At 70.8% G+C, this 12,518-nt stretch carries 10 protein-coding genes; 3 read left to right on the top strand and 7 right to left on the bottom strand.

The annotated features are described in order from the left end of the window. Positions 1-84 precede the first annotated feature (84 nt). Genes ACFWDO_RS16530 through ACFWDO_RS16510 form a run of 5 tightly spaced genes read right to left on the bottom strand, consistent with a single transcriptional unit; the run spans position 85 to position 5,389 of the window. Positions 85-1,125, bottom strand: a complete 1,041-nt coding sequence (locus ACFWDO_RS16530) for an ABC transporter ATP-binding protein (protein WP_380347051.1) — start codon at positions 1,123-1,125, stop codon at positions 85-87. Next, positions 1,122-2,126: an ABC transporter ATP-binding protein gene (locus ACFWDO_RS16525; RefSeq protein ID WP_380324138.1), complete on the bottom strand. Its 1,005-nt coding sequence runs from the start codon at positions 2,124-2,126 to the stop codon at positions 1,122-1,124. Before ACFWDO_RS16525 ends, ACFWDO_RS16530 begins: the two co-directional genes overlap by 4 nt. Before the next feature lie 5 nt (positions 2,127-2,131). Beyond that, positions 2,132-3,031 carry an ABC transporter permease gene (locus tag ACFWDO_RS16520; protein WP_380324141.1) on the bottom strand — a complete coding sequence of 300 codons (900 nt, stop codon included), beginning with the start codon at positions 3,029-3,031 and terminating at the stop codon, positions 2,132-2,134. Next, a complete protein-coding gene (locus ACFWDO_RS16515; RefSeq protein WP_380324144.1) occupies positions 3,024-3,950 on the bottom strand; it encodes an ABC transporter permease in 927 nt (308 codons plus the stop codon). Before ACFWDO_RS16515 ends, ACFWDO_RS16520 begins: the two co-directional genes overlap by 8 nt. Positions 3,951-3,958: 8 nt before the next feature. Further along, positions 3,959-5,389, bottom strand: a complete 1,431-nt coding sequence (locus ACFWDO_RS16510) for a sulfatase (protein ID WP_380324147.1) — start codon at positions 5,387-5,389, stop codon at positions 3,959-3,961. Positions 5,390-5,691: 302 nt separating this feature from the next. Here ACFWDO_RS16510 and ACFWDO_RS16505 point away from each other — a divergent pair, with 302 nt between their 5' ends. Next, positions 5,692-6,762 (top strand): ROK family protein, encoded by a 1,071-nt coding sequence (locus ACFWDO_RS16505; protein WP_380324150.1) that lies wholly within the window; start codon positions 5,692-5,694, stop codon positions 6,760-6,762. A gap of 227 nt (positions 6,763-6,989) precedes the next feature. Continuing rightward, on the top strand, positions 6,990-8,447 hold the full coding sequence (locus ACFWDO_RS16500; protein ID WP_380324162.1) for an arylsulfatase: 1,458 nt from the start codon (positions 6,990-6,992) through the stop codon (positions 8,445-8,447). Between the two features lie 34 nt (positions 8,448-8,481). Here the strand turns inward: ACFWDO_RS16500 and ACFWDO_RS16495 are convergent, their stop codons facing one another. Next, entirely contained in the window at positions 8,482-9,633 is a 1,152-nt protein-coding gene (locus tag ACFWDO_RS16495) for an ROK family transcriptional regulator (protein ID WP_380324153.1), read from the bottom strand. A gap of 81 nt (positions 9,634-9,714) precedes the next feature. Between ACFWDO_RS16495 and ACFWDO_RS16490 the strand changes: the two genes are divergently transcribed. After that, positions 9,715-11,904, top strand: coding sequence for an alpha-galactosidase (locus ACFWDO_RS16490; RefSeq protein WP_380324156.1), 2,190 nt, complete (start codon positions 9,715-9,717; stop codon positions 11,902-11,904). Positions 11,905-12,041: 137 nt separating this feature from the next. Here ACFWDO_RS16490 and ACFWDO_RS16485 read toward each other — a convergent pair. Further along, positions 12,042-12,518 (bottom strand): aminotransferase class I/II-fold pyridoxal phosphate-dependent enzyme (locus tag ACFWDO_RS16485; RefSeq protein WP_380347048.1); only part of this gene is annotated, 477 nt, incomplete at its 5' end.

Raw genomic sequence — 12,518 nt, 5'->3', positions numbered from 1 at the left:
TGGGTTTTCTTATTCTCTGTATTTTGTGTGGTGGAAAAATCGGCTGTTTATATATTTTGTGCCGCGGTGGTGCTCCCCGCGGGCTCACCCCCGGTCGCCCACCACGTCCTCACGGAAGTGGCAGCGCGAGAGCTGGTCGGTGCCTCCGACCGGCGACAGGTCGGGCGCGACCTCGGCGCACACGTCCTGTGCCATCCAGCACCGTGACCGGAACCGGCATCCCGGTTCGGTGCCGATCGGTGACGGCGGGTCGCCCTGCAGCAGGATCCGGTCCCGTCCGGGCCGATCGGCCCGGAGCTCAGGCGCTGCGGACAGGAGGGCCTTGGTGTAGGGATGGGCCGGCCGGTCATAGACGCGGGTGACCTCGCCCGTCTCGACGACCTTGCCCAGGTACATCGTGAGCAGCCGGTTCGAGACGTGGCGCACGATCTGCAGGTCGTGGGCGATGAAAAGATAGGAGAGACCGAGCTCCTCCTGCAGGTCCAGGAGCAGGTTGATCACCTGCGCGCGTACGGAGACGTCGAGCGCGGAGACCGGCTCGTCGCAGACGAGCAGCCGAGGGCTGAGCGCGATCCCGCGCGCGATACCGATCCGCTGTCGCTGACCGCCCGAGAACTCGTGCGGGTATCGGTCCACGTGGCCGGCGTTGAGGCCCACCAGCTCGAGGAGCTCCTGGACCCGGGCACGCCGCTTGTTCCGAGGTACGACGTCGTCGTGGATCTCGAAGGGTTCGCCGACGAGCTCCCCGACGGTCATGCGGGGGTCCAACGAGCTGTACGGGTCCTGGAAGACGAGCTGGACCTGACGCCGCCACTCGCGGCGGTCGACACCCCGGAGCTCGGCCACGTCATGGCCCTCGAACAGCACCTGGCCCTCGGACGGCTGCTCGAGCCCGACCACGATCCGCGCGAGCGTCGACTTCCCGCAGCCCGACTCGCCCACGACGCCGACCGACTCGCGGTGGCCGATCGTGAGGTCGACCCCGTCCACGGCCCGCACCACGGACCGGTGACCGGCGGGGAACCTCCGTCCGGTCTTGTAGTGCCGCGTCACGTCGCGCAGCTCGAGCAGGGGGGCGACCGGCTTCGCCGCGGGGTCGGCCGGTCGGACGTCAGTGACGGTCATACGTGGATCGCCTCCTCGGCGTAGTGGCAGGCAGCCTGGCGCCCCGGGTGTCCCCCCGGTACGGCAAGCAGCGACGGCCGGTCGTGTCGGCACATGTCGGTGGCGCGCGCACACCGGGGGGCGAAGGCGCACCCCGCGGGGATCGCGGCGAGGTCCGGCGGCTGTCCGGGGATCGCCGGGAGGCGGCTCCCCTTCAGCTCGGCGCTCGCCACGGAGTCGCACAGGCCGCGGCTGTACGGGTGGGCTGGGCCGGTGAGCACCTCGGCGGCCGTGCCGGACTCCACGATCCGGCCCGCGTACATGACCGCGACACGGTCCGTCACCTCGGACGCGACCGCCAGGTCGTGGGTGATGAGGACGAGTCCCATGTCGCGCTCGCGCTGCTGCTTGCCGAGCAGGTCAAGGATCTGGGCCTGCACGGTGACGTCGAGGGCGGTGGTGGGCTCGTCCGCGATCAGGACCTCGGGGTCGAGCGCGAGCGCGAGTGCGATCATGATGCGCTGGCGCATGCCGCCGGAGAACTGGTGCGGATAGTCGTCCACCCGGCGCTCTGCATCGGGGATGTTGACCAGGCGCATCATCTCGACGGCGCGGTCGCGGGCGTCGCGCCGGGACATCCCCCGGTGCACGCGGTAGAGCTCGCCGATCTGTCGTCCGACGGGATGGACCGGGTTGAGCGCGGTGAGCGCGTCCTGAAAGACCATGGAGACCGTGCTGGCCATCAGGGCGCGCCGATCCTTGGGATCCATGTCGAGCAGGTCCTCCCCGTTGAGGAGTACCTGGCCGTCCCGGACGTGCGCAGGGGGCGACTCGAGGATCCCCATGACGGCTCCGGCGGTGACCGACTTGCCGGAGCCTGACTCGCCGAGGATTCCCAGGGCTTCGCCGTGCCGGAGGCTGAAGGACACCCCGTCGACCGCGCGGACCAGGCCGCGGCGGGTGCTGAACTCGACGACGAGGTCGCGGACCTCAAGGACGGGAGGGCGTGGTTCGTGGGTCATGGGCCTCACCGGTTCTTGGGGTCGAGCGCATCCCGGACGGACTCGCCGAAGAGGACGAAGGCCAGGACCGTGACGCTGAGGAAGATGGACGGGAAGAGGAGCAGGTGGGGGTTCGTCGTGATCTCGGTCTTGGCGTCCGCAAGCTGCAGACCCCAGGAGACCGCGGGCTTCGCGAGCCCGATGCCGATGAAGGTGAGCCCCGCCTCCGCGGCGATCACACCTCCGATCCCGAGGGTCTTGAGGACGACCAGCGGCGTCAGCGAGTTGGGGATCACGTGCCGGCGCAGGATGCGGACGTTTCCCGCTCCGAGGACCTTGCTGGCCTGGACGTACTCACGGTTGCGCACCCCGAGCACGGCGGAGCGCATGAATCGCACGCCGCCGGGCCAGTAGAAGAGTGTCAGCGCGAGGCAGACGGTGGCGACGGTGCGCTGCTCGAAGAGCTGGAGCACCACGATCGCGCCGAGCATGAACGGCAGGCCGAACATGACGTCGCAGATGCGGGAGATCAGGCCGTCGACCCAGCCGCCGACGTAGCCGGCGATGCTGCCGACGACGGCGGAGATCACGAAGGACGCGATGGTGACGGCCAAGCCGATGACGATGGACGGTCGGGCGCCGTAGATCACCTTCGAGTAGTAGTCGCAGCCGAGCGTGTCGGTACCGAACCAGTGCGCGGCGCTCGGCCCGGTGATGCCGACGCCGAGATCGCAGTTCGCCGGGTCGTGGCCGTCGATGCTGGTGAACAGCCACGGGAAGGCCGCCATCACCAGGACGAGCAGGACGAGCGCGGCGGAGATGGCGAACCGGGGCTGGCGCAGCAGACGGCGCAGCGCGTGCTCGGGCTTCGGCGCGGAGCTGGTGACGGCGTCTTCGCGGGCGCCGAGCTCGGCGAGTTCAGTCATTGCGGATCCTAGGGTCGATGAGGCCGTAGCTGAGGTCGACGAGGAGGTTGAAGATCAGGTAGGCGAGGACGAGGACGGTGGCGATGCCCACCACGACCGTGCCCTCCTGCCGGGTCAGCGACTCGACCATCAGGCCGCCGATGCCGGGCAGGTTGAAGATGAACTCGATGATCACGGCGCCGCCGAGCATCCCCGCGAGACTGAGCCCGAGGTAGGTGACGACCGGGACCATCGCGTTGCGGAAGGCGTGCCCCCAGATCACGCGGCCGGGGGAGAGCCCCTTGGCGCGTGCGGTGCGCAGGTACTCGGCCCGCAGCACGTCGACCAGGCTGCTCCTGGTCAGTCGGGACAGGCCTGCCGAACCCTCGATGGCCATCACCAGCGCCGGCAGGATGAAGGCCATCGGCCAGCCCTCCTGGATGCCGACGACGGGGAACCAGCCGAGCTTCAGGCCGAACATCCACTGCGCGCCCATCGCGACGACGAAGCCGGGCAGCGCGAGGAAGAGCACGGTGAATCCGAGTGCGAAGTGGTCGGCGGCCCGGCCGCGTCGCAGGCCCGACCAGATGCCCATGACCAGCCCGATCGTCACCTTCATCACGAAGGCGGTCGCGGCGAGCTGCAGGGTCACCGGCCAACGCTGGGCCATCAGCTCGGAGACCGGACGGTTGTAGAAGTCGGTGCCGAAGTCGCCGTGGAAGATCCCGCTGACGTAGTACCAGTACTGCACGAGGAGCGGCTCGTTCAGGTGGTACTGCTCGCGGAGCGCATTGACCGTCGACGGGGGGAGCGGCCGGTCGGGGCTCATCGCCGCGATCGGGTCGCCCGGCAGGGCGAACACCAGGGCGAAGATGAGGAAGGTCGTACCGAGGAGGATCGGCACCATCTGGAGCAGGCGTCGCAGGGAGTATCCGAGCATGTCGTGACTCAGCTCCCCACGGTCGCGGGGACGTCCGGCGCTGCACCGCTCGGCTCGAGGAGCGCGGCCACGCTGGCACGGTGCAACGGGCCGGTCACCGCGCCCTCGAGCAGGGGGTCGTCGGTCTCGCGCATCCAGTCGACCAACGCTGCGAGGAGGACGGTCCGCACCTCGGCGTAGCGGGGATCGTCGGCGACGTCGTCGAGCATGAGGGGGTCCTTCCGGAGGTCATAGAGCTCGACGCTGGGGTGCGGGTCGGTCCAGTCGTGCGCGTATCCATCGACGGGACGGCAACGGCGGTTCCAGGACTGGGACGGGTCCATGAACCCGGGCGCAGCCGAGAAGTTGACGATGAGGCGGTGGGTCGCCGTGCGGACGGTGCGACGAGGGTCGTAGTAGTCGTGGAACGTCATCTCGCCGAACGCGTGCTCCGCAGCGGCGTACTCCTCTCCGTCGAGCAGCGGCAGGAACGAACGCCCGTGGGGCTGTGGGTCGTCGGCAGGGAGCCCGAGCACGTCGATGAGCGTGGGGACGAGATCGAGATTCGTGAGCAGCGCGTCCTCGCGGCGGCCGCCGGTCCATCCGCGACCCGGCCAGCGCAGCATGAACGCGACCTCGAGACCGGGGTCGTACAGGGAGCACTTGGCGCGGGGGAGCGCCAGCCCGTGGTCCGTGGTGAAGATGACAAGCGTGTTCGTCGCCAGCTCCAGAGCGTCCAGCTCGTCCAGGATGCGCCCGACGGCGCGATCCATGTGCCGGATCGCTCCCTGGAGCTCGGCAACCTCCTCGCGAGCCGACGCCGTGTCCTCGAGGTAGCCCGGGACCGCCACCCCCCTTTCCCGGTCGGGGTGGACGTGGTCACCGAGGAACCCCATCGTGCCGGGCTCGTCGCCCGGTCCAGGGCGCCGGTGCGGCTCGAAGAACCCGACCTGGAGGAAGAACGGCCCGTCCTCGCGAGCCTTTCGGCGCAGTGCGTCGACGGTCCGCTCGGCCACGCTCTCTGCGGTCCCCCCGACGCTGGCCCGGTCGAAACCGAGCCTGGCAGCGATCTGCTCGTTCGAGGTGAACCGTGCCTCGTGCTGCACGCCGATGAGCTCGGTCGTGTAGCCGGCATCGTGGAGGCGCGTCGCCAGGTGCCGCTCGTCCTCGTTCAGGTCCCAGGCGAACGTCGCGTGCGTCAGTCCCATGACGCCGTTCGTATGCGGCCAGCGGCCGGTGAAGAGGCTGGCTCGCGACGGGCTGCACTGGGGTGCGGTCGCGAACATGCTGCTCAGCACCACGCCTTCGTCCGCGAGCCGGTCGAGACGGGGGGAGACGACGGTCTGGGCGCCGAGACAGTGCAGGTGCCGACCGAGGTCGTGACAGTGCAGCAGCAGGATGTGCGGCCGCTGCGGGCCCCCGGTCGCCGATCTCGCAGCGTCGTGGGTGGGTCGGTCCAACGGGGTCCTCCTTGCCGTCGGGGCACGCAGCAGCGCGAGCCCCGCAGGGTGTGTCGTGGCGCACAGTCTTGGCCCGGGACGCAATTACTGTCAACCCTTGGATCAACTGACTTTGACTATTTGTGGGAGACAACCTCCACCGATACGGTCGGGGGGTGACCCTCGAGAGATGGCCGGCGGCGGAGCTGATCAGCGGAACGTCGACGCCGGCGGATGCCCGCGACAGGAGCGCGTCCGCCCTGTTGGCGGCGCTGCGATCCGGTGGTCCGATGGCGCGCAAGGCATTGACCCGGGCGACTGGCGTGAGCTTCACGACGGTCACCCGCCTCACGTCGGCGATGGTCGCGGGCGGCCTGCTCGTGGAGCTGGACCCTCGGAGGACGGCGGGGCGCGTCGGCGCCGGCCGCCCGGAGACGCCCCTGGACTTCGCTCCGGGGGGTCGGTTGCTCGTTGGTGTCCACATCCGGAGGGACGCGACGACGGCGTCCGTCTTCGACCTCGGCGGTGCGCGGCTGAGCAGCACGAGGGTCGCTCATGAGCCGGGTTCCACCGCCGCCGAGGTCGTGCGGCGCGCCGTCCGGGCCGTCGCTGAGCTGATCGAGGGGGCGGGCGCGGGTCGCGTGCTGGGAGTCGGTGTGAGCACCGGGGGACGGGTGGACCATGACCGCAGGACCGTGGTCGAGTCACCGCTCCTCGGATGGGACAACGTCGACCTCGGGGCCCCGTTCGACGCCCTCGGTCTGCCGGTGCATGTCGACACCTCGGTGCGCTGCCTGGCGCTGATGGACCTCTGGGGCCGGGGCGGAGGGTCGGGCGACACGTCGCTCACCATCCTGGTCGCGGGTGTGGTGGGCGCCGCACTGATCGTGGACCGGCGACTCTTGCGGGGGCCCGGGGCGACCGGGGGAGAGGTCGAGCACTTCCCGGTCGCCGGCGGCCCTGGTGAGCGCTGTCGCTGCGGCCGGATCGACTGCCTCGGCCAGGTGGTGAGCAACCGTGGCCTGCACGCTCGCGCCGCTGCGGCGGGAGTCGCGCCGCCGGACGTCGCCTGGAACGATCTCGTGGCGGCCGATTCGCCGGCCGTCGCGGCCATGCGGCAGGACAGGGCGCGGTGGCTCGGTGAGTCGACCGGCGCCCTGATCGAGCTCCTCAACCCCGCGACCACGACGATCACGGGCTTCCTCGGCGATCGGGCCGACGTCGACGAGACGCTGCGCGTCGCGCGGGAACGGTGCCGCGACCTCCTTGGCGGCCCCGAGAGATCGATCGTGTACCGCCCCATCGATCAGGACGTCTGGGACAGGGCGTCGGCGAGCCTGGTGCTGGACGACTTCCTCCGGCGTCCGACGGGCTACGAGCCTGCGTTGCGATGAGGCTGCGGTACCGCCGAGCCCTGTGCCCGACGCCTGGCGGGTCGCCCGCCTGTCCTTGATCCGAAAGGGGCCACACGGTGGTGATCCAGCCTGAGTTCGACCAGCCTGCGTTGCGGACTGGCGGTACATCTGGTCGAGCGGGCCGCACGGCGGGACTCTCGCCCGGCCGGCCGCTCGAGACGTCTCGGGCGGCCGGTCCGCGGCGGCGTCCGGCCGCGCGACCGAACATCATGGTCGTCTGCGTGGACCAGTGGCGCGGCGACGCGCTCTCCGCGGCGGGGCACCCGGTCGTGAAGACGCCGCACCTCGACGAGCTCGCGGGGATGGGCACTCGATTCTCTCGGGCGTACTCGGCGACGCCGACGTGCGTCCCGGCACGGGTCGCCATGTTCACGGGACAGTCGCCGGAGCGGCACGGTCGCACGGGCTACCGGGACGGGATCCCCTTCTCCGAGGCGCACCCCATCACCATGCAGGGCGTCCTGCGGGACGCCGGATATCAGACGCAGGCCATCGGCAAGATGCACGTCTACCCCGAGAGGTCGCGCTGCGGCTTCGACGACGTGCGGCTCCATGACGGGTTCCTGCACTTCGGCCGCCGTTACGGTGGGCGGCACCTGTCGGCCAACGACGACTACCTGACCTGGCTGCGCAGGCAGCCGGGCGAGGACGCGCGGGCGGACTACTTCGACGACGGAGTCGGCTGCAACTCGATGGTGGCGGTGCCGTGGAGCCGGCCGGAGCGCCTGCATCCGACCAACTGGGTGGTTCACGAGACGCTGGACTTCCTCGAGCGGAGGGACCCGACGGTCCCGTTCTTCAGCTGGGTCTCGTTCCACCGGCCGCACGCACCGTTCAACCCGCCGCAGTGGGCGTTCGACCAGTACTACCTCGGCACGCGCGTCTCGCCGCCCGTCGGGGACTGGGTCGGCGAGTTCGAGGAGTTCCGGCGCGACAACCACCATCAGACGGTCATGGGGCGCCTCGATCCGGAGGCGCACCACCGCGCGATGAGTGGGTACTACGGCAACATCAGCCACATCGACCTGCAGATCAACAGGCTGCTCGAGGGCCTCGCGGAGCTGGAGCTCCTCGCCGAGACGTCGATCGTGTTCGTCTCCGACCACGGCGAGATGATGGGCGACCACGACATGTACCGCAAGAGCGTGGGCTACGAGGGCAGCGCGCGCGTCCCGTTCCTCGTCCGGCCGGCGCCGGCGTTCTTCCCCGACGCGCGCCGCGGCCATGTCGTCGATGCCGTGTGCGAGCTGCGGGACCTCATGCCCACCGTCCTCGAGATGGCCGGCGTCACGTGCCCGGAGACGGTGGACGGGAGCTCCCTCCTGCCGTGGGCCCTGGGCGAGGAGCCCGAGTGGCGGGACGTGATCCACGGTGAGCATGTGCACTTCGACCAGTCGCTGCAGTGGGTGACCGACGGCCGACGCAAGTTCCTGTGGGCGTCCGAACGCGGGGTCGAGCAGTTCTTCGACCTCGAGGAGGACCCGCACGAGCTGCGGAACCTCGCCGGTGAGCCGGACCGCGCGGGGGAGGTCGCCGCCTGGCGGGCCGTCCTGGTGCGGTACCTCACCGGGCGGGAGGAGGGGTTCGTGCGCGACGGCGTGCTCGTGCGTGGGAGGCCCGTCCAGTCAGAGACGGCACGAGTGCGCGAGCTCGCCGTCATGTGAGGAGGGCGTGTGCCCGCCCCGCCCCCTCGCGACGTCACCGCTCCTCAGGGCCGAATCGTTGGACGGGAGCAGGGACGCCGTCGAGGCCGTAGATCTGGCTGCCGAACCGCGCGAACGCCTGGTCGAACGCGCCGACCAGAACGCCGCGGTCGACGAGCCGGGCGCCCGTGACCACCGGGTCGACGGCGGGACCGGCGACGACGAACGCCTGGACCGCGGCCCGCAGCGGCGAGGCGAGCAGGTCCGCGTAGTGGCCCAGGCGTCCGCCGAGGACGATCGCGTCGGGGGCGAGGGCAAGGGCCAGTGCGGTGACGGCCGGTGTCATGCCCTCGATCAGGTTCTCGAGGACTGTCAGCCCTTCGGCGTCGTCGGGAGCTGCCCGCAGACGCTGGAGCGCATCGTCGAACCGGGCGAGCTCCTGCCCGAAGGGCTGGCTCGAGGCGTGCACGGCCGTGTTGAAGGCCCGCACCGCGCCGATCTCGCCTGCCATCCGCTGGCGGCCGCGCGCGAGAGAGCCGTCGAGCACGACCCGGGCCGAGACGCGTGGCCAGGTCTGGACGTACACGCCTGTGGGGACCCCCCGCAGCGCGCCGTGCCTTGCCTCCGCCACGGCCGCGAGCGAGAGGTCGTTGTCGATGGTCACGGGCGCGCCCAGCAGGGCCTCGACCTCCGGCCCGAGGGCGCGTCCCTCCCATGCGGGCACGAGGGGCGACGTCGTCATGGTCCCGTCCGCCTGGGCGACACCGGAGACCCCGATCCCGACAGCCCGGAGGTCCTCGCGCGCCACGCCGGCCGCGGAGAGCGCCGACCGGAGCGCGGTCTCGAGGGGCTCGATGCCTGGTCGGGCGATGTCGGGCGCCGGGGCGTCCGTGGTGCGAAAGGTGAGCCAGCGTCCGCTGAGATCGGCCACAGCCACCTTGATCGAGGTGCCGACCAGGTCGAGGGCGGCGACCGCGCCGGCGTCGGCCCGGAACCGGGACCGACGAGCGGGGCGTCCTCCGTACTCGTGCGGCTGCACGACGTCGACCCGGTGCTCGACGAGTCCGCGTTCCGCGAGCCAGCCCAGGGCCGAGTCGAGCGTCGGGCGCGACATGCCGGCGCGTGCCGCGAGCTCGCTCACGGTCGCGTCGCCGAGGGCCCGGACGGCGTCGAGAGCGGCGATGCGCGAAGGGGTGGCGGTGACCATCCCCGCATCCTGCCGCACTACTTTCCAAAATGTCTTATGGAACCTCTTACATAACCGGCTGGATCCGCGTAGCGTTCCGCTGTGACCTCACAGACAGAACCCCCGACCACTCTGCCCGGCTCTCTGCACCTCCACGCAGCCGGGTGCTCCGTCCTCCTCGAGATTCCCGCCACCGGCCTGCCCGTGGTGCGGCACTGGGGTGCCGCGCTGGGCGACCTCGACGGCGAGCTGGCGCGCACGATCATCGACACGGCGACGCCCGGGAACAGGTCCTCGGACATCGGTGCCGACCGACCGAGCCTCGTGCCGGAACCGTGGACGGGCTGGATGGGCCGCCCCGGCCTCGTCGGCTCGCGCGCCGGCCGTTCGTGGTCGACGAAGTTCCGGCTCGACGAGATCCGCGTCGACGGCGACCGTCTCGAACAGGGTGCCCACGTCGATCTCGGGGCGGGCGTCGTCGAGCTCGACGCATTGGATCCCGAGGCCCGTCTGGCTCTGCTCATCACCATCGAGATGCTGCCGTCGGGCCTCGTGCGCACCCGCGCCCGGCTCCGCAACGACGGTGCCGCCTATGACCTGCAACGGCTCTCCGTCGTCCTGCCGGTGCCTGGGCAGGCCACCGAGCTGCTCGACTTCGGTGGCCGGTGGGGCATGGAACGCATGCCGCAGCGTCAGGATTTCGGTGTAGGCGCGCACGTGCGGGAGAACCGTCAGGGGCTTCCGGGGTGCGACGCGGCCTATGTGCTCCACGCGATGGAGAAGGGGACGGACTTCGAGCGCGGTGAGTGCTGGGGTGTGCACGTGGCGTGGAGCGGCAACACCGACCACGTCGCCGAGCACACCGGGACCGGCGTTCGCCAGCTGGGCGGTGGTGAGCTCCTGCTGCCCGGCGAGGTGCGTCTCGCCGAAGGCGAGTCCTACGAGACACCGTGGCTCTACGCGTCGTACGCCGTCGGCCTCGACCGCGTGGCCCACCGCTTCCACGACCACCTGAGGGCCCGTGCCTCGCACGTGGACTCGCGCCGGCCGGTGACGCTCAACGTGTGGGAGGCGGTGTACTTCGACCATCAACCGGAGCGGCTGATCGGCCTCGCGGAGCTCGCGGCCGAGGTCGGCGTCGAGCGCTTCGTGCTCGACGACGGCTGGTTCGGCGGGCGCCGGAACTCGAGGGCGGGGCTGGGCGACTGGCATGTGTCGTCGGACGTGTTCCCCGACGGACTGCACCCGCTGGTGGACGCCGTCACGAGCCGCGGGATGCAGTTCGGCCTGTGGTTCGAGCCGGAGATGGTGAACCTCGACTCGGATCTGGCGCGTGCCCACCCCGAGTGGATCATGGCGGCCCGCAGCGAGCTTCCGGTGGAGCAGCGCACGCAGCACGTGCTCAACCTGTCCATCCCGGAGTGCTATGACGCCGTGCTGGCCCAGGTGCTCGCCGTGCTCGACGAGTACGACATCTCCTACGTGAAGTGGGACCACAACCGTTCGCACGTGGAGGGCGGCGTCCAGCCCGCCGGCGGTGTGCCCGCAGAGCACGCGCAGACCCTGGCGCTCTACCGGATGCTTGCGGAGATCAAGGCGGCCCACCCCGACCTGGAGATCGAGTCGTGCGCGGGCGGGGGCGGGCGTATCGACCTGGGGATCCTGGAGCACACCGACCGGGTCTGGGTGTCGGACTGCAACGACCCGCTGGAGCGGCAGCGGCTGCACCGTTGGACCGGCCAGCTGCTCCCTCCGGAGCTCATGGGTGCGCACGTCGCCTCGCCGCGGTCGCACACGACGGGGCGCACCCATGACCTGTCGTTCCGAGCGGGGACGATGCTGTTCGGCCACTTCGGCATCGAGTGGGACGTCTCGTCGGCCACACCGGAGGAGCGATCCGAGCTGTCACGGTGGGTCGCGCTGTACAAGGAGGTTCGCGACGTGGTCTGCACCGGCCGGGTGTGGCGCGGGCCGGACCCGGACGAGAGCATGTGGAGCCACGGCGTGGTGTCGCTCGACGGCTCCCGGGGACTGTTCGAGGTGGCCGCACTGAGCTGGTGCGCGCCGGACGCACCGCCGCTGGCGCGACTGCGGGGGTTGGGCGCTGACCGGTTCTACCGGGTCCGTGCGCTGTCGGTGGGGGAGAAGCCCGGCTACCAGCCCGAGCCCGACTGGTGCAGCGGCGACGGCGTGGTGCTCTCGGGCGTCGCTCTGATGTCGGTGGGGCTTCAGTTGCCTGTGCTCTGGCCTGAGCACTCCACCCTTGTCGAGGTGCGCGCGATCGACGGCTGATATGTAGGCCGGTCCTGTCCAGTGACAGGGTGAAGCACCCGCCTCGGACCGTCGTCCGGGGCGGGTGCTTCTCTTGTCGCCGGGACCGATGCCGTCCGTCGCGTGCCCTGCGCGGCTGCGGGGGACCGGTCGGATCGTCAGGCCGTGGTCGTTTCCCGGACGGCGTCTCGCGACGCGACGAAGGCGTCGACGCACGCCTGGACCTGCTCGGGCGTGTGCGCGGCGGACAGCTGCACGCGGATGCGCGCCTCGCCGCGAGGGACCACGGGGAAGCTGAACGCGGTGACGTACACGCCACGCTCCCCCATCGCCTCGGCGACCTTGGCGGCGAGCACGGCGTCGCCGAACATCACGGGGACGATCGGGTGCTCGCCGGGCAGCAGGTCGAAGCCCGCCTCGGTCATGAGGCGGCGGAACAGCTCGGCGTTGCGGGTGAGGTTCTCGCGCAGGTCGCCGGCGGTCTCCACGAGGTCGAGGGCCGTGAGGGTGCCCGCCACGATCATCGGCGCCAGCGTGTTGGAGAACAGGTACGGGCGGGCGCGCTGGCGCAGCAGGTCGACGATCTCCTGGTGCGCGGCGACGTAGCCGCCGGACGCCCCGCCGAGGGCCTTGCC

The sequence above is a fragment of the Isoptericola sp. NPDC060185 genome (assembly GCF_042728595.1).
GTDB lineage: Bacteria > Actinomycetota > Actinomycetes > Actinomycetales > Cellulomonadaceae > Isoptericola.
The sequence above is the reverse complement of the archived record's forward strand: the minus strand, read 5'-3'. Positions and strand labels throughout refer to the sequence as shown.